Genomic DNA, 22199 nt, shown 5'->3' with positions numbered 1-22199 from the left:
CCTCCTATGCTGCGAATTCTAAAGCCTTGGATACGATTTCCTGCACGTTGCGCGACAGGCCTTCGTGCGCGCGCACCCGCTGCAGGGCGGCCTGCATGGGCGTACGCAGGGCGGGCACGAAGCGCGACCAGTTGTCCAGCGCGCGCGCCAGACGGGCAGCGATCTCGGGGTTGAGGGCGTCCAGCGCCAGCACCTGCTCGGCCCAGAAGGCGTAGCCCGTGCCGTCGGGATGATGCATGCCGCGCGCGTTGTTCAGGCAGAACTGGAAGATCAGCGAGCGCGCGCGGTTCGGATTGCGCAGGGTGAATGCGGGATGCTGCATCAGCTCGCGCGCCGTCTGCACGGTGGTTGAGCGCGCCGCGGCCTGCAGGGCGAACCATTTGTCCACCACCAGCGCGTTGTCGCGCCACTTGTCGTAGAAGGCGGCAAGCGCCGTCTGCGGAAGTTCGCCCTGGCCGAAATTGATCAGGGCGGACAGCGCGGCCATGCTGTCGGTCATGTTGCCCGCTTTGGCGTACTGCTGTTCGGCCAGGCGCTGGGCGTCGAGTTCGCCCGCCGCCATCAGGTGGCTGAGCGCCAGGTTCTTCAGCGCGCGCTTGCCGGCCGGAACCGGCGCCGGGCTGTATTCGCCCGGCGTCTGGTTGTCTTCGAAGGCCTGGCGGAATTCGGCGGCCAACTGGCGTCCGAGTTCGGCGCGCAGGAAGTCGCGCGCGACCGCAAGGGCGGGCGGGTCCACCTGCTGCATGCGTTCGGCCAGGGTCTTTTCGGACGGCAGGGCCAGGGCGCGGGCGCGATAGGCGGCGTCAAGCGCCGGATCGGTCAGCAGCGCGCGCCAGGTGTCGATGAAGGCGGCCTCGGCGTGCAGGGTCTTGCCGGCCTGGCGGGCTGCGGCCAGCGCCAGGATCTGGCGGGTGGCGAATTCCTGGCCGGCTTCCCAGCGCGCGAAGGGGTTGCTGTCGTGCGCCGACAGCAGGGCAAGTTCCTCGTTGGTCCAGCCGTAGTCGACGATGACGGGCGCCGAGAAGTCGCGCAACAGCGACGGCACGGGGCGTTCGGCGATGTCGTCGAATACCCATTGCTGGCTTTGCTGCGTCAGTTCCAGCAGCGCGGTTTCCTCGACCTGGCCGCCATGGCGCAGCGGCAGGGCGCGGCCGTTCTGGTCCAGCAGGCCGATGGCGAAGGGAATATGGAAGGGGGCCTTTACGTAGTCGGAGCCGGCCTTTCTTTCCACGCCGACCGGCGGGCATTCCTGAGTGAGCGTCATGGTGCAGCGGCGCGCGGCGACGTCGTGCTCCAGCTTGACGGCCACGCGCGGCGTGCCGGCCTGGCGGTACCAGCGGCGGAACACAGACAGGTCGCGGTCCGGATGTTGGCGCACGTAGACCGCCTCCATGGCGGCGACGAAGTCGTCGCAGGTCACGGCCTGGCCGTCATGGCGGCGAAAGTACTCGTCCATGCCGGCGCGAAAGCCTTCCTCGCCCAGCAGGGTGTGCTGCATGCGGATGACCTCGGCGCCTTTCTCGTACACGGTGGCGGTGTAGAAATTGCCGATTTCCTGGTAGCTTTCCGGCCGGATCGGGTGAGCCATGGGGCCCGCATCTTCCGGGAACTGGGCGGCGCGCAGCGCCACCACGTCGTCGATCCGCTTGACCGCGCGGGCGCTTGCCGCCGCGGCGGCATCCATGCCGTCGGCCATCATGTCGGCGCTGAATTCCTGGTCGCGGAAGACGGTCAGGCCTTCCTTCAGGCTCAGCTGGAACCAGTCGCGGCAAGTGACGCGGTTGCCAGTCCAGTTGTGGAAGTACTCGTGGCCGATGACGGACTCGATGCCTTCGTAGTTGGCGTCCGTGGCCGTATCCGCATCCGCCAGCACGTAGGCGGCGTTGAAAATGTTCAAACCCTTGTTTTCCATCGCGCCCATGTTGAAGTCATGGACGGCCACGATCATGAAGCGGTCCAGGTCCAGCTCCAGGCCGAAGCGGTTTTCGTCCCAGCGCAGCGCGCGCACCAGGGAGTCCAGCGCCCATTCGGTCTTGGACTCCGAGCCCGGGTCGCTGTAGACCTGCAGCAGCACGTCGCGGCCGCTGGCGGTCTTCACGGTGGTTTCGCGATGGGTGAGCTTGCCGGCGACCAGCGCGAACAGGTAGCAGGGCTTGGGGAAAGGGTCTTCCCATTCGACTTCGTTGCGGCCGTCGGGCAATTGGCGCGTGGCCAGCAGGTTGCCGTTGGACAGCAGCACCGGGTATTCCGGCTGGGCGCGCAGGGTCACGCGGTAACGCGACATCACGTCGGGCCGATCCGCAAACCAGGTGATGCGGCGAAAGCCCTCGGCTTCGCATTGGGTGAAGAAGTTCCCGCCCGAGACGTACAGGCCCATCAGCGTGGAATTGGCCGAGGGCTTGCAGCGGCTGACGATCTCCACCGTGGCGCTGGGCGGCAGGCCGTAAAGGGCCAGGCTGTGTTCGGACAGGCGGTAGCTGTCGGCGGACAGGGGCGCGCCATTCACGCCTACCGAGACGAGTTCCAGATCTTCTCCGTCCAGGACCAGGGCGGCGTCGGCGCTGGCTCCCGCTTTGCGCTGCACTTGCATCGTGCAGCGCACTTCGGTCGCGTCCGGCGCGAGGTCGAAGGCGAGGGCGACTTCGGGGATGTCGTAGGGGTAGGGCTGGTAATCCTTGCGATATACGGTTACGGGCGTGTCTGTGCGCATGGGATTGCAGTCCTGTATGAACGAGGGCTCTATTGTAGTGGCTGGGCATGATGCGCCGCCCTGGGCCTTTTGGCTTACCGTAAACTTTTTGTAGCGGTTCGAGTCAAAGTCAGTATCATGGCGCCGTCGCGCGCTGGAGGGGTTGCAAAATGTTGAGGTTGTCCAAGTTCAATGCACGCCGCTGGGCAGGTCTGCTGGCGGTGGCGGGGGCGCTCGCCCTGACGGGTTGCGCGGCTCCGACGGTTTCCGCGCGAGTGACTTCCTTTCAGCAATGGCCTACGGGCGTCGAGGGGCAGACATACCAATTCATTGCTGCGGACGCGTCGCAAAACAACAATCTCGAATATCAGTCCTATCAGGACATGGTGCGGGCCGGCATAGGCGCAACCGGCCTGGTCGAAACCAAGCCCGGAGCCAAAGGCCGATTCGACGTGTCGTTCAACTACGGCGCCACGCAGACCCAGATAATGGTGCAGCGTCCGTACGACCCATATTTCTACGGTGGTTACGGCTATGGCGGTTTCTACGGGCCGCGGCCCTGGGGCGCCGGCTACGGCTATTGGGGGCCGGACTGGGTGGACGTGCCCATGGCCGTGCAGCGCAATACCCTCACCCTGCATATCTATGATACGCAGCGCGGCGGCGCGGAGGTTTACCGTTCCAGCGCATTCATATTGAGTGAGCGGGACGATTTCCTGCGGACCATGCCGTACCTGGTGCGCGCAATATTTGATAATTTCCCTGGCAATAATGGGGCGGAGCGCGAGATACGCTTCCCGGTGCAGTGAATTCCGGCGGCTTTTGCGGTTCTGCATTTAAATAAAATCGGCGCACCAAAATGGTGCGCCGATTTTTTTCTTACTGGCGAATAGGTTCTTATTCTTTGATAAGAAAACTGTCGCGCGTTGCGCCTGCGGCTTCTTCCGCGGCGAGCCAGCGGGGAGCCTTGCCACGGCCGCTCCACGTTTCCCCTGTTTGAGGATGACGGTACTTGGGCGCAACGGCGCGTTTGGCGGCGTTGGCCGGACGGGCAGCAGCGCCGGCCTTGCGGCGGCCGCCAGTGGCGGCGCGGGCGGGCTTGCCGGCGCCATAGGCTGCGATGATTTCTTCAGGCGTGATTTCGTACTCGCGCATCGACGTGATGATCTGCGTGATCACCGGCTTGCGGCGCTTGGTTTGCAGGACTTCAGCCTTCTTTTGGAGCTTGTTGATTTCCTTTTCGATCTTTGCTTGCAGTGCTGCGTAGGATTCTCGGGCCATGGTTTATTCCTGATTATGGAACTGCTGTAATCGCCGGCGAAGTTATGTGTAATTGTTGTGCCTCGCATAATACAGAAGTTGTGGCTTGACTTCCCGGTTTTCGCGGCAATTACTTTGTATCAAAAGAGTCCGATACCGATTTTCGATCTGGAAATGCTTGTAATGCGCCAAGGATTGGGAAGGATATTCTCGAATTTGGGACAACTTGAAACAATAGGGGTATTGGTTCACGAGGCGGACAAATGAGTCGGTGCGCCCTTGCATCTGCGTCGTTTGTCTCGCAGAGCGCGCAAATACGGGGCTCTCGGCCTGTCGCCACCGCTCGTGCAGGCCGCTCGTCCGGCGCGGGCAGAGGTCCGATGACGCTATGCGCGGGAACGAATGAATTGTCTTGTGGTCACATATTCACGTGGCTTGGTCTGATGCCATCCTGCACTGTGCGCCAAGTCGTCCCTTTGGCACATTTCATTTTCATGTCAAGTTGTATGACGAGTTTGCGCGTGCGCCCGAGTTATGGGAGATCTATATGCCTGCACGCCGCCCATGCCCTCTGGGAACCGGGAAAAAGGGGCGTATCGAACATTGCTTGAGCCCGCCAGCCCGGCTTGATACGTAATATTCCGGCCCCATCCCATTCTCCATGGACTTAATGCCGGTGGCATTTTTCGCCGCCAGCGTGTTCCCCGCGGAATGCCTCTGCGCCGGAACGTTCCGCGACGGCAGGGCCGCGCCAGCGTTACGATATGATCTCGAGTATCACCGCGAGCGCGCGCCTGCGCGCCGCCGCCTCCTGTACAGAGCCCCATGAAAATCATCGATCCCGCCATTGCTTCCCTCGCCACCGCCAAATCCCTCCTGCTCGACCCCTGGGGGCTGACCGAGGCGGACATGGCGCGCGCGCTGGGTGAGATCTTTACCCACAAGGTCGACTACGCCGATTTGTATTTCCAGTACACGCGCAGCGAAGGCTGGAGCCTGGAAGAGGGCATCGTCAAAACGGGCAGTTTTTCGATCAGCCAGGGGGTCGGGGTGCGGGCCGTGAGCGGCGAAAAAACCGCCTTCGCCTATTCGGATTCGCTGTCGCCCGAAGCGCTGCTGTCGTCCGCGCACGCCGTGCGCGGCATCGCGCGCCGCGGCGCCGGCAAGGTAAAGGTGGCGGCGCAGGTCGAGGCCGAGATCGGCCGCAGCCTGTACGCCGACATCGATCCGGTGGCCACGCTGAGCGCCCCGGAAAAAGTTGCGCTACTGGAACGCGTGGAGCGCATGGCGCGCGCGCGCGATCCGCACGTGATCCAGGTCATGGCGGGCCTGGGCGCCGAATACGACGTGGTGCTGGTGGCCGGCAGCGACGGCCGCCTGGCCGCCGACGTGCGTCCGCTGGTGCGCCTGTCGCTGACCGTCATCGCCGAACGCAATGGGCGCCGCGAGATGGGCCACGCCGGCGGCGGCGGCCGACTGGGCCTGGCCTATTTCACCGACGAAATGCTGCAAGGCTACGTCGAGCGTGCAGTGCACGAAGCCATGGTGAACCTGGAAGCGCGCCCGGCGCCGGCCGGTGAAATGACCGTCGTGCTGGGTTCCGGCTGGCCCGGCATCCTGCTGCACGAGGCCGTCGGCCACGGGCTGGAGGGCGATTTCAACCGTAAGGGCTCCAGTGTGTTCTCCGGCCGCATCGGCGAGCGCGTGGCCTCCAAGGGGGTGACCGTGGTGGACGACGGTACGATCCCGGATCGCCGCGGCTCGCTCAACATCGACGATGAAGGCAATGCCACCCAGCGCAACGTGCTGATCGAAGACGGCATCCTGCGCGGCTACATGCAGGACACCCTGAACGCGCGCCTCATGAAGACCGCCGCCACCGGCAACGGCCGCCGCGAATCGTTTGCGCATCTGCCCATGCCGCGCATGACCAATACCTACATGCTGGCGGGCGACAAGCCGGCCGAGGAAATCGTGTCGTCCGTCAAGCGCGGGCTGTACGCGGTCAACTTCGGCGGCGGCCAGGTCGACATCACCAACGGCAAGTTCGTGTTCTCCGCGTCCGAGGCCTACATGATCGAAAACGGCAAGGTGACCTACCCGGTCAAGGGCGCCACCCTGATCGGCAACGGTCCGGACGCCATGAACCGCGTCACCATGATCGGCAATGACCTGCAGCTGGATTCCGGCGTCGGCACCTGCGGCAAGGACGGGCAGAGCGTGCCTGTGGGCGTGGGCATGCCCACGGTCCGCATGGAAGGCCTGACGGTCGGCGGCACGGCCTGATTCTGAAAAAACCCGGGTGACGGCCCGGGAAATTTGTGCTAGAGTCAATCCCCATGAAATTCGCGTCCCCCGCTTTTTATTTTTATTTTTATGGTTTTCTGAAGCCGCTGGCGGAGGAAGGGACGCGCTCAATCTGAAGTTTGGAAAGAATCCCCCCAAAAAAGCCGCCAGCGAACTGGCGGCTTTTTTTGCGCCGCCAGTTGAGGAAACCACCTCGGGAACATCCCCGTGGCGGGCAACCCAGGAGCAGTACCGTGTCACACAATACCGACGACCTTCGCATTCGAGAAATCAAAGAGCTGAACCCGCCCGCGCATGTCATGCGCGAGTTCGCTTGCACCAAGGAGGCGTCCGACACCGTGTTCGCCGCCCGCCAGGGGATGCACCGCATCCTGCATGGCATGGATGACCGGATGATCGTCGTGATCGGTCCTTGCTCCATCCATGACACCCGCGCGGCCATCGAATATGCGAAGCGTCTGAAGCCCGTGCGCGACCGCCTGAGCGCGGACCTGGAAATCGTGATGCGCGTGTACTTCGAGAAGCCGCGCACCACCGTGGGCTGGAAGGGCTTGATCAATGATCCGGACCTGGACGGCAGTTTCGACATCAACAAGGGCGTGCGCGTCGCCCGCGAACTGCTGCTGGACATCAACAGCCTGGGACTGCCGGCGGGTTGCGAGTTCCTGGACATGATTACGCCGCAGTACATCGCGGATCTGGTCTCCTGGGGGGCGATCGGGGCTCGGACGACGGAAAGCCAGGTGCATCGCGAGCTGGCTTCGGGATTGTCGTGTCCGGTGGGGTTCAAGAATGGCACCGACGGCAACGTCAAGATCGCGGTGGACGCGATCAAGGCGGCGTCGCAGCCGCACCATTTCCTGTCGGTCACCAAGGGCGGGCATTCCGCCATCGTGTCGACGGCCGGCAACGAGGACTGCCACGTCATCCTGCGCGGCGGCAAGACGCCGAACTACGATGCGGCCAGCGTCGACGCGGCCTGCCAGGACATGTCCAAGGCCGGCCTGGCGCAACGCATCATGATCGACGCCAGCCATGCCAACAGCAGCAAGAAGCCCGAGAACCAGCCGCAGGTCATCGACGACGTGGCGCGCCAGATGGAGGCAGGCGACAGCCGCCTGGTGGGCGTCATGGTCGAAAGCCACCTGTTGGGCGGTCGCCAGGACATGGTGCCGGGCACGCCGCTGGTCTACGGCCAGAGCATCACCGACGGCTGCATCGATTGGGACGCCTCCGTCGCCGTGCTCGAGCGCCTGGCCCATGCCGTGCGCGAACGCCGCCGGGTCGCCCTGACTTCGGGCAAGTAAGTCCTGGTCGCGCCGCGGATCGCCAGCGCCTGGCGGTTTGCGGCGCTGCGGGCGCGGCGGCGTAGAATGATCAGGTTAACGAACCCGAGATCACGCTGACCATGAACGCTCCCTTGCACGCTGAAACGTTGCGCCGTCCGGTGCCGGCCGCCTGTCTGGATGCCTTGCGCGCGCGCTTTGGCGATCGCCTGTCCGAATCCACCGCCATGCGCGACCACCATGGCCGCGATGAATCTCCCTATCCGGCCATGCCGCCGGACGCCGTGGTTTTCGCGCACACGACCGAGGAAGTCGCCGAGATCGCCAAGCTGTGCAACCAGCATCGCGTTCCCTTGATCCCCTACGGCGCCGGCTCTTCGCTCGAAGGCCACATCCTGGCGATCCAGGGCGGCATCAGCCTGGACCTGTCGCAGATGAACAAGGTGCTGGCGGTCAACGCCGAGGACCTGACCGCCACCGTGCAGGCGGGCGTGCTGCGCAAGCAGCTCAACGAGGAAATCCGCGACACCGGCCTGTTCTTCCCGATCGATCCGGGCGCCGATGCCAGCCTGGGCGGCATGGCGGCCACGCGCGCTTCCGGCACCAACGCCGTGCGCTACGGCACCATGCGCGAGAACGTCATGTCGCTGACCGTGGTGACGGCGGACGGGCGCATCGTCCGCACCGCGGGCCGCGCCCGCAAGTCCTCGGCGGGCTACGACCTGACGCGCATCTTCGTGGGCAGCGAAGGCACGCTGGGCATCATCACCGAAGTGACGGTGCGCCTGTATCCGCAGCCTGAAGCCGTGTCCGCCGCGGTCTGCAATTTCCCCACGCTGGATTCGGCCGTGCAGAGCGTGATCGAAATCATCCAGATGGGCGTGCCAATCGCCCGCGTCGAATTCATGGACGCGGCCAGCGTGCGCGCGGTGAACCTGCACAGCAAGCTGACCCTGCGCGAAACGCCGCTGCTGGTGTTCGAATTCCACGGCAGTCCCGCCGGCGTGCAGGAGCAGGCCGAAACCGTGCAGGCGATCACGGCGGACCATGGCGGCATGGACTTCGAATGGGCCGAGCGTCCCGAGGATCGCAGCCGCCTGTGGACCGCCCGCCACAACGCCTATTTTGCCGGCCTGCAACTGCGTCCCGGCTGCCGCGCCAGCACCACCGACGTCTGCGTGCCGATCTCGCGCCTGGCCGATTGCGTGCGCGATACGGTCGAAGAACTCGACCGCGCCAGCTTCCCCTACACGATCGTGGGCCACGTTGGCGACGGCAACTTCCATGTGCTGATGCTGCTCGATGCGGACAACGCCAAGGAATGGGAAGAATCCGAAACCATCAACCACAACCTGGTGCGCCGCGCGATCGCGGTCGACGGCACTTGCACGGGCGAGCACGGCGTGGGCCTGCACAAAATGCAGTTCATGGCCGAAGAGCATGGCGAGGACGCCCTGGATCTGATGCGCAGCCTGAAGCACGCATTTGATCCGAACAACATTCTCAATCCGGGCAAGATCGTATCCTGGTAAGCCTGTTGCGGCAGCGCCGCCGATATCCGAAGCCGACGGCATGCCGTCGGCTTTTTTCTTGCCGTTGGCCGGGACCCGCGAGGCGGGCGCCGCCCACGCGAGGGCTGTAATTACGGCTGGTTACTTATCTGGTGCGCGTCGGGTGCACGGATGCGGGTAAATCCCGGTCTGCTAGTGACGGGCGCTCGCGCTATTGTTGCGCTCATGAATTCATTGGTCGAAACCGGCCTGGCACAAGTGCAGGCGCCTTATTCCTTGCAGCAGCTCATCGAGGCGTTGTCGGCCGTGTTGCCCGCGCACTGCGTGTTGTTCCGCGAAGAGGATACGCGTCCCTACGAGTGCGACGGCCTCTCTCTCTATCGCGCCCTGCCTGCGGTCGTTGCCCTGCCCGAAACGGAAGAGCAGGTGCAGGCCGTGATGCGCATCTGCAAACGTCTGAATGCTCCCGTGGTTGCGCGCGGCGCCGGCACCGGCTTGTCCGGAGGCGCCATGCCGCACAGCCGCGGCGTGTTGCTGGGCTTGTCGAAATTCAATCGCATCAAGCACATCGACCTGGCCAGCGCCACGGCCATCGTGCAGCCCGGGGTGCGCAATCTGGCGATTTCGGAGGCGGCCGCGCCTTACGGGCTGTACTACGCGCCCGATCCTTCCAGCCAGATCGCCTGTTCCATCGGCGGCAACGTGGCGGAGAACTCCGGCGGCGTGCATTGCCTGAAGTACGGGCTGACGGTGCACAACGTGTTGCGCGTGCGGGTCGTGACCATCGATGGCGATGTGGTCGAACTCGGTTCCGAGGCGCCGGATGCGCCGGGCCTGGATCTGCTGTCGGTCTTCATTGGTTCGGAAGGCATGCTGGGCGTGGTCACGGAAGTGACGGTCAAGCTGATCCCCAAGCCGGCCTGCGCGCAGGTGGTCATGGCTAGCTTCTCCAGCGTGGAAGCAGCGGGCAATGCGGTCACGCAGGTGATCGCCGCCGGCATGATACCGGCGGGCCTCGAGATGATGGACCGCCGCGCCACGCACATGGTCGAACCCTTTGTGCGCGCCGGCTACGACATGGATGCGCAAGCCATCCTGCTGTGCGAATCGGATGGCACGCCCGAAGAGGTCGCGCACGAGATCGCGCGCATGGAGGCGGTGTTCCGCGCGGCGGGCGCCACGCGTTGCCAGGTCTCGTCCTCGGAGGCCGAGCGCCTGAAGTTCTGGGCCGGCCGCAAGAACGCGTTCCCGGCAGCGGGCCGGGTGTCGCCCGATTACTATTGCATGGACGGCACGATACCGCGCCGCCATCTGGCGCGCGTGCTGGGCGCCATCGAACAGATGGAAGACGAGTTCAGCCTGCGCTGCGCCAACGTCTTTCACGCGGGCGACGGCAACCTGCATCCGTTGATCCTGTTCGATTCGAACAAGCCGGACGAAGTGGAGCGCGCCGAGAAATTCGGTGCCGCCATTCTTGAGCTGTGCGTGCAGGTAGGAGGGACCGTGACCGGAGAGCACGGGGTGGGTATGGAGAAAATAAATCAAATGTGCGTGCAATTCTCTCGCGAAGAACTCGACGCGTTCCTGGCGGTAAAGCGGGCCTTCGATCCGCCCTGCCTGCTCAATCCTGAAAAGGTGATCCCCACGCTGGCCCGCTGCGCCGAATACGGCAAGATGCATGTCCATGCGGGAGAATTGCGCTTCCCCGATCTCGCCCGTTTCTAGGACCTGTCCTCATGGATTTCGTCCTGTCGGAATTGTGCGACCAGGTCATGACGGCCCGTGCCGGTCACAAACCTCTGTTTGTGATGGGCGGCGGCAGCAAGGCGTTCTATGGCAACTACCGTCCGGTGACGCCGCAGGACGGCCACTGCCTGCTGGACATGACGCCCTATCGCGGCATCGTCAGCTACCACCCTTCGGAGCTCGTGGTGACGGTGCGGGCGGGTACGCCGCTGGCCGAACTTGAAGCCGCGTTGGCGGAACATGGGCAGATGCTGGCCTTTGAGCCGCCGCATTTCTCGACCTCCGCCACGGTGGGCGGATGCGTGGCGGCGGGGCTGTCGGGCCCGCGCCGCATGAGCGCCGGCGCGCTCAAGGATTTCGTCCTGGGCGCGCAATTATTGGATTCGGAGGGCCGCATCCTCTCGTTCGGCGGCGAGGTCATGAAGAACGTGGCGGGCTACGATGTGTCGCGCCTCCTGGCCGGTTCGCACGGCATCTTCGGCGCCATACTTGAAGTGTCCTTGAAGGTCGTGCCGCGGCCAATGGATGAGGTCACCCTGACGCTGCCCGCCACCGAGGCACAGGCGTTGGCCAGCTTCGCCTTGTGGCGCGGCAAGCCTTTGCCGATCTCGGCCACCAGCTGGAGCGGCGGCAACGGGGGCGGCGAAGGCCAGATGGCCGTGCGCCTGTCGGGCGCGCCGCCCGCGATCGCCAGCGCCCGCCAACTGATAGGCGGAACGCCGCTGGCGCCTGAAGCGGCGCTGGCCTGGTGGCGATCGCTGCGCGAGCAGACCCACGCCTTCTTCGCACCGGGCCGGCCCTTGTGGCGCCTGGCGCTGCCGCCTACTGCCGCCGCTCTCGGGCTGGGGCCTGCCTTGCTGGAATGGGGCGGAGGCCAGCGCTGGCTGTCGGGCGAGCACGACGCCGCCGCGCTGCGCGAGACCGCGGAGCGGCTGGGCGGCCACGCCACGCTGTTCCGCACCGGGCAGGGCCGGCCTCCGGCCGACGGCGTATTCCATCCGCTGGCGCCCGGGATCGCTTCGATCACGCGCCGCCTCAAACAAGAACTTGATCCGGCCGGCCTGTTCAACCCCGGCCGCCTGGTCCTGGATCTATAGGGCATCATGCAAACCAATCTGGCGTCCTGGGCACGCGATACCGATCTGGGCAAGGAGGCCGACGCCATCCTGCGGCGTTGCGTGCACTGCGGATTCTGCACCGCGACCTGTCCGACCTATCAGGTGCTAGGCGATGAGCTGGACAGCCCGCGCGGTCGTATCTACCTGATCAAGCAGGTGCTGGAGGGCGCCGAGCCCACGCAGTCCACGCAGCAGCACCTGGACCGTTGCCTGACCTGCCGCAATTGCGAGACCACTTGCCCGTCCGGCGTCCAGTATGGCCATCTGGTGGATATCGGCCGCAAGATCGTCGAGGAGCGGGTGCCGCGCAGCTGGGCCGACAAGACCAAGCGCACCTTGCTGCGCAAGACCATGCTGTCGCCGCTGTTCGCGCCTGCAATGCGGCTGGGGCAGGCTGTGCGCGGCATGTTGCCCGAGGCGCTCAAGCGCAAGGTGCCGGAGCGCCGCGCGGCGGGGCCGCTGCCGCAGGTGGCCGGCCATGCGCGGCAGGTATTGATGCTGGCGGGCTGCGTGCAGCCCGCCATGATGCCGACCATCGATGCGGCCACCATCCGCGTCCTGGACGCGGTCGGCATAGGCGCGCGCATCGCGCCTGGCGCCGGCTGCTGCGGCGCGGCAAGTTTCCATCTGGATGCCCAGGACGACGCGCTGGCGCAGATGCGCGCCAATGTCGACGCCTGGTGGCCGCTGCTGCAGGACGGGAAGGTCGAGGCCATCGTCATGAACGCGTCCGGCTGCGGCGCCATGGTCAAGGAATATGCGCATCACTTGCGGCACGATCCGGCCTACGCGCAAAAAGCCGCGCACATCGTGGCGCTGGTGAAGGACGTGGCCGAGATCGTCGCGCCGCATGCGGCGCAATTGCGCTCGCGGTTGCCCGCGGGAACTCGCGCGGCCTTTCATCCGCCGTGCACGCTGCAGCATTGGCAGGGGCTGCGGCCGCTGTCGGAACAACTGCTGGCGGATCTGGGTTTCGCCCTGCAGCCGTTCGCCGACACGCACCTGTGCTGCGGTTCGGCGGGCGCCTATTCGGTGCTGAATCCGGAAATTGCGCTGGAGCTGCGCGACCGCAAGCTGGGCGCCATCGCCGCGGGCGGGCCGGATGTGATCCTGTCCGCCAACATCGGCTGCATCGGCCACTTGCAAAGCGGCACCGATACGCCCGTGCGGCATTGGGTGGAAGTGGTGGATGAGCAGTTGCGCCAGCCGGTGGGCCAGCGCGGCGCGTAGGCGCCGGACGCCTGGCGGCATCCGGCGCCGGGCGCTTTACTCCACGGCCTTGACCATGTCTTCCAGCACCTTCTTGGCGTCGCCGAAAACCATCATCGTGCGGTCCATGTAGAAGAGCTCGTTGTCCAGGCCCGCGTAGCCCGAGGCCATGGAGCGCTTGTTCACGATCACGGTGCGGGCCTTGTAGGCTTCGAGGATGGGCATGCCGGCGATGGGCGATTGCGGGTCGTTCTTCGCGGCTGGGTTGACCACGTCGTTCGCGCCCAGCACCAGCACCACGTCGGTCTGGCCGAACTCGCTGTTGATGTCCTCCATTTCGAAGACCTGGTCGTAGGGCACTTCGGCCTCGGCCAGCAGCACGTTCATGTGGCCGGGCATGCGTCCGGCAACCGGGTGGATGGCGTACTTGACCGTCACGCCACGCTCGGTGAGCTTTTCGGCCAGTTCCTTCAGCGCGTGCTGCGCGCGCGCCACCGCCAGGCCATAGCCCGGAACGATGGTCACGCTTTCGGCGTTGGTCATCAGGAAGGCCGCGTCGTCGGGGCTGCCCGACTTGACGCTGCGCTGCTGCGCATCGCCCGCCGCGGCGGCGGCGCCGGCCTGGCCGCCGAAGCCGCCCAGGATCACGTTGAAGAACGAGCGGTTCATCGCCTTGCACATGATGTACGACAGGATCGCGCCCGACGAGCCCACCAGCGAACCGGCGATGATCAGCATGGGGTTGTTCAGCGAGAAGCCGATGCCGGCCGCCGCCCAGCCCGAATAGCTGTTCAGCATGGACACGACCACCGGCATGTCGGCGCCGCCGATCGGGATGATGATCAGCACGCCCAGCACGAAGGCGATGATCGTCATGATGATGAAGGGCGTCCATTCCTGCGTCAGCATGAACCAGATGCCGCAGCCCAGCATCAGCAGCGCCAGCGCCAGGTTCAGCATGTGCTGGCCCGAGAACACCACCGGCGCGCCCTGGAACAGGCGGAACTTGTACTTGCCCGACAGCTTGCCGAAGGCGATGACCGAACCCGAGAAGGTGATGGCGCCGACGAAGGTGCCAATGAACAACTCGAAGCGGTTGCCGGTGGGGATGGGCACGCCGACGGGCACGATGCCGAAGGCATGCGGCTCGGCCACGACGGCTACCGCGATGGCGACCGCGGCCAGGCCGATCATGCTGTGCATGAAGGCGACCAGCTCGGGCATCTTGGTCATTTCGACGCGCTTGGCCATCAGCGTGCCGATGGAACCGCCCACCAGCAGCCCCAACACGACCCAGCCCAGGCCGATGGTAGAGGCGCCCTCGCGGGCCAGGCCGACGATGAGCGCGGCCGTGGTCAGCACGGCGATCGCCATGCCGGCCATGCCGAACGCATTGCCCAGCCGCGACGTGGTGGGATGCGACAGGCCCTTGAGCGCCTGGATGAAGCAGATCGAGGCGATCAGGTACAGCAGGGTGACGAGGTTCAGCGAGATCATTTCGCTTCCTCCTTGCCTGCCTTGCGGTCCTTTTTCTTGAACATCTCCAGCATGCGCCGGGTCACGAGAAAGCCGCCGAACACGTTGACCGCGGCCAGCGCCACGGCGAACACGCCCATGCCGCGCGCCAGTCCGCCTTCGGTCAGCGCGGCCGCCAGCATGGCGCCCACGATGATGATGGCGGAAATGGCGTTGGTGACGGCCATCAGCGGCGTGTGCAGGGCGGGGGTGACGTTCCAGACGACGTGGTAGCCGACGTAGATGGCCAGCACGAAGATGATGAGGTTCATCAGGGTGGGGTTGATCGCTTCCATGCTGTTAGTTCCTCCGCGCCACGTTGCCGCCTTCGCACATCAGGCAGGCCGCGACGATTTCGTCGTCGCGCTGGATTGCCAGCGCGCCGTCCGCATTGATGATGAGCTTCAGGAAATCCTGGATGTTGCGCGCATACAGCGCCGACGCGTCGGTCGCGACCAGGCCGGGCAGGTTGGTCAGCCCGATGAGGGTCACGCCGTGCTTTTCCACGACCAGGCCTTTTTCGGACAGCGGGCAATTGCCGCCGCGTTCGACCGCCAGGTCCACCAGCACCGAACCCGGCTTCATGGCCGCGACGGTTTCCGCGGACACCAGCGTGGGAGCCGGGCGGCCGGGGATCAACGCCGTGGTGATGACGATGTCGGCCTGCTTGCAGCGTTCGGACACGAGCGCCGCTTGCCTTGCCATCCAGGCGGGCGGCATGGGCCTGGCGTAGCCGCCCGTGCCTTGCGCGATTTCGCGTTCTTCATCCGTTTCGAAGGGTACGTCGATGAACTTGGCGCCCAGCGATTCCACCTGTTCGCGCGCGGCGGGGCGCACGTCCGAGGCTTCAACCACCGCGCCCAGCCGCTTGGCGGTGGCGATGGCCTGCAACCCGGCGACGCCGGTTCCCAGCACGACGGCGCGAGCTGCTTTCAGCGTACCCGCGGCGGTCATCATCATGGGGATCAGGCGGCCATAGTGGTGCGCCGCCAGCAGTACGGCCTTGTAGCCGGCCAGGTTGGCCTGCGAAGACAGCACGTCCAGGCTCTGCGCCCGCGTGATGCGGGGCGCGGCCTCCAGCGCAAATCCGGTGAGTCCCGCAGCCGCCATTTGCTGAATGCCCTCCGCGTCGAAGGGATCCAGCATGCCGACCACGACGGCGCCGGATTTCATCTGGGGCAGTTCCGCGGCAGAAGGCGCGCGCACCTTCATGACGAGTTCCGCCCCCAGCGCATCCTGGGCGGTGCCGAGCGTGGCGCCCGCTGCCTCATAGGCCTCGTCGAGATAGCGGGCGGCAGTGCCTGCCCCGCGCTCCACGACGACGGTATGTTTGCCGCCTATGTACTTCTTGACGGTCTCCGGTGTTGCTGCGACACGAGTTTCCCCGTCTCGGGTTTCTTTTGGTATCCCGATGTGCATCTACGCCTCTCCTCATTAATTGGCAATAGTTATACACGGTAACCAGAGCGGAAAGGTGTCCCGGATGTATGACCAAGATGTTGGGCGATGCCAACACCCTCTTAAAACAATGAGTGGTGCGCGCAAAAAAAAGCCCCATGGCGAACCATGGGGCTGGGGTCTTGCAACCCAACTGCTCCGGCCGGTCTGACTTTTGTGCCGGCCGGCACGGGCGCGCAAACGTCCGGCGTCAAGCCGTTTGCGCGCGAGTCCAGGTGATCAGCGCGGCGGTGAGTTCGCGCAGATCGGCCTTCAGGCGGCCGTAGTTTTCGGAAGGACGCAGCGAGACTTCGTCCATGTAGAGCTTGCGGTTGATTTCGATCTGCAGGCTGTGGCGGCCTTCTTCGGGGCGGCCGAAGGCGCGCACCAGTTCCACGCCCTTGTAGGGGTCGTTGACGGTGACGTTGTAGCCGCGTTGGCGCAGCCAGGCGGCGATGAACTCGCGGAAGGCCGGGTCGCTGGTGCTGCCGTCGCGGTCGCCCAGCACGAAGTCGGGGTGCACCAGGCCGGGGCGGTCGGTGGCATAGGCGCCGGCGACGCTGGGCATGGAATGGCAGTTGATGTGCCAGACCTTGCCGAACTTCTGGTGGGCGGCGTCCAGCACCTGGCCCAGCGCGGCGTGGTAAGGCTTCCAGCAGGCGTCGATGCGGTGGCGCACTTCCGCTACCGTCAGCTTGCGGTTGTAGAGCGGCGTGCCGTCGTCCAGCATGCGCCAGATCAGGCCCTTGCCCAGCTTGACCTTGGGCGAAGCGTTGATGGTGTCGGGCCAGGCCTCGTCCAGCAGCAATTCGTCGATTTCGTCGGGCGAGCGGTTGGCGTCGATGTAGGCGCGCGGAAACGCCGCGGCAATCATCGGCACGCCCATGTCCAAGGCGTCGCCCCACAGGTCGTCAACCCAGGTGTCCTCGGCGGTGCGCAAGGCGCCAAAGTCCACCGCAGCCGCGAAATCGGGGGGGTAGGCGGTGCCGCTGTGCGGGGAGTCCAGCACGAGTGGGGCCGAGGAGTCCGAATCAGGATATTGCTGCGGGAGGTCGAGCCGGTAGGACAGGGGTTGGGTAATTCGCATATGGGGGTATTGCGTTCGTGAATCGGAGGTCCCCGCGCACCGCGGGCGCGCGGGGACCGAAGATCGCTTAGTCGATCTTCACGTTGGCTTCTTTGGCGATGCGCTTGTTCTTGGCGATTTCAGCCGAGATCTGCGCCGCGAATTCGGCCGGGGTGTTGGCGGCCGGCGCGGCGCCCAGGGCTTCCAGGCGGGTCTTGACGTCGGCTTCGGCGCTGACCTTCTGCACGGCGGCGTTCAGCTTGTCCAGCACGGGCTGGGGTAGCTTGGCGGGGGCCACCAGGCCGAACCAGGACGCGTCGTTCACGGCGGGCAGGCCGGCTTCGGCGAACGTGGGCACGTCGGGCAGGCTGGCCACGCGCTTGGGCGAGGCGACGGCCATGGCGATCAGGCGGCCGGACTGCACGTGCGGCAGGGTCGAGGGCAGGTTGTCATACATGACGTCGACCTGGCCGGCCAGCGCGTCGTTCAGCGCCGGACCCACGCCGCGGTACGGTACGTGCATCAGGTTGGTGCCCGAAGCCATCTTGAACAGTTCGCCCATCATGTGCGAGACCGAACCGTTGCCGGCCGACGCGTAGGTCAGCTTGCCCGGCTCGCTCTTGGCCAGCTTGATGAAGTCGGCGATGTTCTTGGCCTGGACCTTCGGGTTGATGGTCATGATGTTGGGCACGGCCGCCAGGTTCGAGATGGGCGTGAAGTCCTTCTCGCCATCGAACGGCAGGTTCGGGTAGATGGCCGGGTTGATGCCGTGGGTGCTGACGGTCGCGATGCCCAGCGTATAGCCATCCGGCGCGCTGCTGGCGACGAAGGCGCTGCCGATCGAGCCGCCGGCGCCGCCGCGGTTTTCCACCACGACGGTCTGGCCCAGTTCCTTGCCCAGCTTGTCCGCGAACAGGCGGCCGACGATGTCGGTGGTGCCTCCGGGCGGGAACGGAACGATCAGGCGGATGGGCTTGGTCGGATATGCGTCTTCAGCGTGCGCGATGCCCGAGGTCAGCGGGGTGGCCAGGGTCGCGGCGGCGACGCACAGGCCCAGTACTACATTACGGCGTTGCATGGATTCCCCTAATGAATTGGAAAGCGGATGCGCAAAGGCAGACGCAAACGCAACGATTCTTTCCTGGCGGTCGGGTTTGCGCAAACGAAAGTTTCTCCGTAAGCTATGAGTTTTTTTCATGCCTCTTTTCGCGGCGGCCCGGAACAGGGCTGTTTTGACTGGGCGGCCTGAAACAATTTGCGTACCCCATCCATGCGGCGTTTCTGTCCTTCTCTTACGGATCTCCAGGCGTTTGAAGTCGCCGCGAGACATAGTAGTTTCACGCGCGCGGCCCAGGAGTTGTGTGTCACCCAGGGCGCGGTCAGTAAGCAAGTGAAACATTTGGAGGAGTTCGTCGGCATCGAACTATTCCTGCGGATCAGGCAAGGCCTGGTCCTGACCGAGGCGGGACGCAGCTATCTCACCAAGATCCAGGCCGGCCTGGGGCAGATCGAAGCCGCCACCGTGGAGCTGATCGCGCACCAGGGGCAGGGGGGCACGCTCAACCTGACCTGTATGCCGACCTTCGGCGCGCGCTGGCTGATCCCGCGCCTGACCGCCTTCATGCGCTTGCGGCCGGACATCCATGTCGAGTTCCTGCCCCACCGGCAGGGCTATGACTTTTCGACGCCCGAGCTGGACGCCGCCGTGCGTTTCGGCGAGGGCATCTGGCCGGGCAGCGGGGCGGACTACATCGTCGGCCGCGAAATCCTGCCGGTTTGCAGCCCGCGCCTGATTCCGGGCGGCTGTGCCGCGCCGGCCGACCTGCTGGCTTATCCGCTGCTGCACCACACCTCGGCGCTGGACGGCTGGCGCGACTGGTTCGAGCAGGCTGGCTGCGATACCCGGCGCAGCCTGGAAGGCGCGCGCTTCGACCAGTATGCGCTGCTGTCGCAGGCGGCCGCGGCCGGCTTCGGCGTGGCGCTGATTCCGCGCTGCCTGATCGAGGACGAGCTGCGCGACGGCAAACTGGCCGTCGCGATCCAGCTGCCGATCCGGGCGCGCATGGGCTACTACCTGTGCTATCCAGAGCAGAAAGCCAATCTGCCCACCTTGCAGGCTTTTCGCACCTGGCTGATGGAAGTGTCGCGGGCGGCTGAGCCGCAGCCGCGGGAAGATGCCGTGTCCGATCTAAAATAGACCCATCATGAGTTCAAAAACCACCAAGAAAGGCCGCGTTGTCGTCGGCATGTCCGGCGGGGTCGATTCTTCGGTCACCGCCTGGCTGCTCAAGCAGCAAGGCTACGAGGTCGTCGGCCTGTTCATGAAGAACTGGGAAGACGACGACGATTCCGAATACTGTTCCACCCGCCAGGACCTGCTGGACGCCGCCAGCGTCGCGGACCTGGTCGGCGTCGAGTTCGAGTTCGTCAATTTCGCCGCCGAATACAAGGATCGCGTGTTCGCGGAGTTTCTGCGCGAGTACTCCGCGGGCCGCACGCCCAATCCGGACGTGCTGTGCAACGCCGAGATCAAGTTCAAGGCCTTTCTCGACCACGCCATGGAGCTGGGCGCCGAGCACATCGCCACCGGCCATTACGCGCGGGTGCGCGAGGTGCCGGCCGAGGGCGGCCGCACGCAGTTTCAGCTGCTCAAGGCGCTGGACGCGTCCAAGGACCAGAGCTACTTCCTGCATCGCCTGAACCAGGCGCAGCTGTCGCGCACCATGTTCCCGCTGGGCGAGATCCACAAGACCGAAGTGCGGCGCATTGCCCACGAGATCGGCCTGCATAACGCCGCCAAGAAGGATTCCACCGGCATCTGCTTCATCGGCGAGCGGCCGTTCAGGGAATTCCTGAACCGCTACCTGCCGACCGAGCCGGGTCCGATCATGACGCCGGAAGGGCAGAAGGTCGGCCGCCACGAAGGGCTGTCGTTCTACACGCTGGGCCAGCGCAAGGGCCTGGGCGTGGGCGGGGTGAAGGGGCGCCAGCGCGAGGACGGCACGGCCGAAGCCTGGTACGTGGCGCGCAAGGACCTGGAACGCAATGTGCTCTACGTGGTGCAGGGACACGACCACCCCTGGCTGCTGTCGGGCGAATTGCGGGCGCAGGACGCCAGCTGGGTCGCCGGCCACGCGCCGGCCGCCGGTGCGTACGGCGCCAAGACGCGTTACCGGCAGGCCGATGCGGCCTGCAAATTGGACGGCGCCGTCGACGGCACTTTCAGCCTGAGTTTTACCGAGCCGCAGTGGGCGGTTACCCCCGGACAGTCCGCCGTGCTTTACGATGGCGAGGTTTGCCTGGGCGGCGGCATCATCCTGTAGGCGCCGCGCCGGCATCCGCCGCGCGGCGTGCGCAGACTTCAATCAAAGCCCCTCGGGCGCGGCCCGTGGGGCTTTGTTCATTACCAAGAAGAAAGAGGAGACAGTTGTGGATGTAACGATGGTGATTTGCCTGCTGGTGCTGGGCGGCGTGGTGGGTTTTGCCGCGGGCCTGCTGGGCATAGGCGGGGGCATGCTGCTGGTGCCTTTCCTGACGATGCTGTTCGCCTGGAAGGGCATGCCTGCCGATCTGGTGGTGCACGCCGCCATCGCCACGTCGATGACGTCGATCCTGTTCACTTCCATTTCGAGCGTGCGGGCGCACCAGCAGCGCGGCACGATCAAATGGAACATCGTCTGGGCCATGGCGCCGGGCATCATCATCGGCGGCCTGCTGTCCGGCGGCGCGGTGTTCGCCGCGCTCAGCACGCTGTGGCTGTCGCTGTTCTTCGCGCTGTTCGTCGGCTATTCCGGCTGGAGCATGCTGCAGAACAAGAAGCCCAAGCCCAGTCGCCAAATGCCGGGCGTGGTGGGCACCAGCGCGGCGGGGGCGGGCATCGGCTTTCTGTCAGGCCTGGTGGGCGCGGGCGGCGGCTTCCTGTCGGTGCCCTTCATGGTCTGGTGCAACGTAGCCTTGCACAACGCGGTGTCGACCTCGGCGGCGCTGGGCTTTCCCATCGCGCTGGCCAATAGCGTGGGTTACGTGGTGTCGGGGTTGAACTCGGGCGAATCGCGTCCCGGCATGCTGGGCTACATCTACTGGCCGGCGTTGATTGCGCTGGTATGCACCAGCGTGCTGACGGCGCCGCTGGGCGCGCGCATGGCGCACCGCCTGCCGGTGCAGACTCTGAAGCGCGTGTTCGCCTGCCTGCTGTTCGCGCTGGCCGCGTACATGCTGTTCAAGGCCTGGCAGACGTTTACTAGCTAAGGGGGGTACGGCTGCGCCGATGGATAGGCGCAGCCGACGCGCAAGCGTAGGCGGAACAGAACCGTAGGCGGAGTAGAGGCGCCGCCTACGAGAAGCGGGGCCGCACGGATCCGGCTCCGCCGGTCCGTAGCGGCGCCCCCTGGGGGGAGGCGCGCAGCGCCTCGGGGGGACTACACCACCGGTACTGTGTCGACGAACGATTGGCGTTGCGACAGCTTGTCGTACAGGCGGGCCAGGTTCTGGTGGTTGGTGCGCCAGTCGAGCGCGGCGAAACGCAAGTCCAGGTAGCCCAGCGCGCAGCCGACGGCGATGTCGGCCAGGCTGTAGTTGATGCCCATGCAGTGGGCGTTGTCGCCCAGGCTCTTGTTCATGGCGTCGAGGCTGGCGTGGATCTTGGAGTACTGGCGCTCGATCCATTCGGGGCTGCGCTGGGCCTCGGCACGCTGGTTTTCCTTGACGATGGTCACGCAGGCGTCGAGCAGGCCGTCGGCGATGGCTTCCCAGCACTTGACGGCCGCACGGTCGCGCCCCGGCTGAGGAATCAGGCGGGCGACAGGAGACAGGGTGTCGACGTATTCGACGATGACGCGCGAATCGAAGAGGGCGCCGCCATCTTCCATGACCAGGCAAGGTACCTTGCCCAGCGGGTTGTACGTTTGGATCTGCGTGTCGGCGGACCAGACGTTTTCGAGTTCAAGCCGGTAGTCCAGCTTTTTCTCGGCCATGACGATACGCACTTTGCGCACGTAAGGACTGGTAAGCGAGCCGATCAGTTTCATGGAGTCACAAGCGGAGTCGGAAAGCGGC

The 22199-nt window shown here is 65.4% G+C and carries 18 protein-coding genes; 10 read left to right on the top strand and 8 right to left on the bottom strand.

The genetic code is table 11. From position 1 onward, the window contains the following. Nucleotides 1-4 precede the first annotated feature (4 nt). A complete protein-coding gene (gene pepN, locus WBB14_RS11370; RefSeq protein ID WP_424239913.1) occupies nt 5-2710 on the bottom strand; it encodes an aminopeptidase N in 2706 nt (901 codons plus the stop codon). A gap of 149 nt (nt 2711-2859) precedes the next feature. Between pepN and WBB14_RS11365 the strand changes: the two genes are divergently transcribed. Continuing rightward, nucleotides 2860-3498, top strand: a complete 639-nt coding sequence (locus tag WBB14_RS11365; RefSeq protein WP_424239912.1) for a DUF4136 domain-containing protein — start codon at nt 2860-2862, stop codon at nt 3496-3498. An 88-nt stretch (nt 3499-3586) separates the two neighbouring features. On the opposite strand, the gene WBB14_RS11360 is transcribed toward WBB14_RS11365, so the two are convergent. After that, on the bottom strand, nt 3587-3970 hold the full coding sequence (locus WBB14_RS11360; RefSeq protein WP_013392573.1) for an H-NS family nucleoid-associated regulatory protein: 384 nt from the start codon (nt 3968-3970) through the stop codon (nt 3587-3589). A gap of 804 nt (nt 3971-4774) precedes the next feature. Here WBB14_RS11360 and tldD point away from each other — a divergent pair. The 6 genes from tldD to glcF all read left to right on the top strand — a co-directional run bounded on the left by tldD (nt 4775) and on the right by glcF (nt 13147). After that, nucleotides 4775-6235: a metalloprotease TldD gene (gene tldD, locus WBB14_RS11355; RefSeq protein ID WP_013392574.1), complete on the top strand. Its 1461-nt coding sequence runs from the start codon at nt 4775-4777 to the stop codon at nt 6233-6235. A 254-nt stretch (nt 6236-6489) separates the two neighbouring features. Then, nucleotides 6490-7563 carry a 3-deoxy-7-phosphoheptulonate synthase AroG gene (gene aroG, locus WBB14_RS11350; RefSeq protein WP_173143121.1) on the top strand — a complete coding sequence of 358 codons (1074 nt, stop codon included), beginning with the start codon at nt 6490-6492 and terminating at the stop codon, nt 7561-7563. Nucleotides 7564-7664: 101 nt separating this feature from the next. Continuing rightward, a complete protein-coding gene (locus tag WBB14_RS11345; protein WP_424239911.1) occupies nt 7665-9074 on the top strand; it encodes an FAD-binding oxidoreductase in 1410 nt (469 codons plus the stop codon). A gap of 204 nt (nt 9075-9278) precedes the next feature. Then, entirely contained in the window at nt 9279-10778 is a 1500-nt protein-coding gene (locus WBB14_RS11340) for an FAD-linked oxidase C-terminal domain-containing protein (RefSeq protein ID WP_424239910.1), read from the top strand. Between the two features lie 11 nt (nt 10779-10789). Continuing rightward, nucleotides 10790-11896: a glycolate oxidase subunit GlcE gene (gene glcE, locus WBB14_RS11335; RefSeq protein ID WP_424239909.1), complete on the top strand. Its 1107-nt coding sequence runs from the start codon at nt 10790-10792 to the stop codon at nt 11894-11896. Nucleotides 11897-11902: 6 nt separating this feature from the next. Beyond that, nucleotides 11903-13147: a glycolate oxidase subunit GlcF gene (glcF, locus tag WBB14_RS11330; protein ID WP_424239908.1), complete on the top strand. Its 1245-nt coding sequence runs from the start codon at nt 11903-11905 to the stop codon at nt 13145-13147. 36 nt (nt 13148-13183) lie between these two features. On the opposite strand, the gene WBB14_RS11325 is transcribed toward glcF, so the two are convergent. From WBB14_RS11325 to WBB14_RS11305, 5 genes are all read right to left on the bottom strand, one after another. Beyond that, nucleotides 13184-14623, bottom strand: a complete 1440-nt coding sequence (locus WBB14_RS11325; RefSeq protein ID WP_424239907.1) for an NAD(P)(+) transhydrogenase (Re/Si-specific) subunit beta — start codon at nt 14621-14623, stop codon at nt 13184-13186. Continuing rightward, nucleotides 14620-14937: an NAD(P) transhydrogenase subunit alpha gene (locus WBB14_RS11320; protein WP_013392581.1), complete on the bottom strand. Its 318-nt coding sequence runs from the start codon at nt 14935-14937 to the stop codon at nt 14620-14622. The genes WBB14_RS11325 and WBB14_RS11320 overlap by 4 nt, the downstream gene beginning before the upstream one ends. 4 nt (nt 14938-14941) lie before the next feature. Continuing rightward, complete coding sequence (locus WBB14_RS11315; protein ID WP_424239906.1) at nt 14942-16060, bottom strand: Re/Si-specific NAD(P)(+) transhydrogenase subunit alpha; 1119 nt, start codon at nt 16058-16060, stop codon at nt 14942-14944. A gap of 229 nt (nt 16061-16289) precedes the next feature. Further along, the gene (locus WBB14_RS11310) at nt 16290-17165 is read right to left on the bottom strand and encodes an N-formylglutamate amidohydrolase (RefSeq protein ID WP_424239905.1); all 876 of its coding nucleotides are present in this window, start codon (nt 17163-17165) and stop codon (nt 16290-16292) included. Between the two features lie 67 nt (nt 17166-17232). Then, nucleotides 17233-18222 carry a Bug family tripartite tricarboxylate transporter substrate binding protein gene (locus tag WBB14_RS11305; protein WP_424239904.1) on the bottom strand — a complete coding sequence of 330 codons (990 nt, stop codon included), beginning with the start codon at nt 18220-18222 and terminating at the stop codon, nt 17233-17235. A 192-nt stretch (nt 18223-18414) separates the two neighbouring features. On the opposite strand from WBB14_RS11305, the gene gcvA reads away from it, so the two are divergent. The 3 genes from gcvA to WBB14_RS11290 all read left to right on the top strand — a co-directional run bounded on the left by gcvA (nt 18415) and on the right by WBB14_RS11290 (nt 21392). Further along, nucleotides 18415-19341: a transcriptional regulator GcvA gene (gene gcvA / locus WBB14_RS11300; RefSeq protein ID WP_424239919.1), complete on the top strand. Its 927-nt coding sequence runs from the start codon at nt 18415-18417 to the stop codon at nt 19339-19341. A gap of 7 nt (nt 19342-19348) precedes the next feature. Next, complete coding sequence (gene mnmA / locus WBB14_RS11295) at nt 19349-20467, top strand: tRNA 2-thiouridine(34) synthase MnmA (protein WP_424239903.1); 1119 nt, start codon at nt 19349-19351, stop codon at nt 20465-20467. A 106-nt stretch (nt 20468-20573) separates the two neighbouring features. After that, nucleotides 20574-21392: a sulfite exporter TauE/SafE family protein gene (locus WBB14_RS11290; RefSeq protein ID WP_424239902.1), complete on the top strand. Its 819-nt coding sequence runs from the start codon at nt 20574-20576 to the stop codon at nt 21390-21392. A gap of 170 nt (nt 21393-21562) precedes the next feature. Here WBB14_RS11290 and WBB14_RS11285 read toward each other — a convergent pair whose 3' ends face one another. Continuing rightward, the gene (locus WBB14_RS11285) at nt 21563-22171 is read right to left on the bottom strand and encodes a glutathione S-transferase (protein ID WP_424239901.1); all 609 of its coding nucleotides are present in this window, start codon (nt 22169-22171) and stop codon (nt 21563-21565) included. Nucleotides 22172-22199 lie beyond the last annotated feature (28 nt).

The sequence above is a fragment of the Achromobacter sp. genome, from assembly GCF_049647645.1.
In the GTDB taxonomy this organism is placed as follows: domain Bacteria; phylum Pseudomonadota; class Gammaproteobacteria; order Burkholderiales; family Burkholderiaceae_B; genus Achromobacter.
This window is presented reverse-complemented; position numbering and strand designations above follow the sequence as displayed.

Coding starts and splice junctions, on each gene's coding strand:
- pepN (WP_424239913.1), bottom strand. CDS start 2,710: ATGCGCACAGACACGCCCGTAACCGTATATCGCAAGGATTACCAGCCC.
- WBB14_RS11365 (WP_424239912.1), top strand. CDS start 2,860: ATGTTGAGGTTGTCCAAGTTCAATGCACGCCGCTGGGCAGGTCTGCTG.
- WBB14_RS11360 (WP_013392573.1), bottom strand. CDS start 3,970: ATGGCCCGAGAATCCTACGCAGCACTGCAAGCAAAGATCGAAAAGGAA.
- tldD (WP_013392574.1), top strand. CDS start 4,775: ATGAAAATCATCGATCCCGCCATTGCTTCCCTCGCCACCGCCAAATCC.
- WBB14_RS11345 (WP_424239911.1), top strand. CDS start 7,665: ATGAACGCTCCCTTGCACGCTGAAACGTTGCGCCGTCCGGTGCCGGCC.
- WBB14_RS11340 (WP_424239910.1), top strand. CDS start 9,279: ATGAATTCATTGGTCGAAACCGGCCTGGCACAAGTGCAGGCGCCTTAT.
- glcE (WP_424239909.1), top strand. CDS start 10,790: ATGGATTTCGTCCTGTCGGAATTGTGCGACCAGGTCATGACGGCCCGT.
- glcF (WP_424239908.1), top strand. CDS start 11,903: ATGCAAACCAATCTGGCGTCCTGGGCACGCGATACCGATCTGGGCAAG.
- WBB14_RS11325 (WP_424239907.1), bottom strand. CDS start 14,623: ATGATCTCGCTGAACCTCGTCACCCTGCTGTACCTGATCGCCTCGATC.
- WBB14_RS11320 (WP_013392581.1), bottom strand. CDS start 14,937: ATGGAAGCGATCAACCCCACCCTGATGAACCTCATCATCTTCGTGCTG.
- WBB14_RS11315 (WP_424239906.1), bottom strand. CDS start 16,060: ATGCACATCGGGATACCAAAAGAAACCCGAGACGGGGAAACTCGTGTC.
- WBB14_RS11310 (WP_424239905.1), bottom strand. CDS start 17,165: ATGCGAATTACCCAACCCCTGTCCTACCGGCTCGACCTCCCGCAGCAA.
- WBB14_RS11305 (WP_424239904.1), bottom strand. CDS start 18,222: ATGCAACGCCGTAATGTAGTACTGGGCCTGTGCGTCGCCGCCGCGACC.
- gcvA (WP_424239919.1), top strand. CDS start 18,415: ATGCGGCGTTTCTGTCCTTCTCTTACGGATCTCCAGGCGTTTGAAGTC.
- mnmA (WP_424239903.1), top strand. CDS start 19,349: ATGAGTTCAAAAACCACCAAGAAAGGCCGCGTTGTCGTCGGCATGTCC.
- WBB14_RS11285 (WP_424239901.1), bottom strand. CDS start 22,171: ATGAAACTGATCGGCTCGCTTACCAGTCCTTACGTGCGCAAAGTGCGT.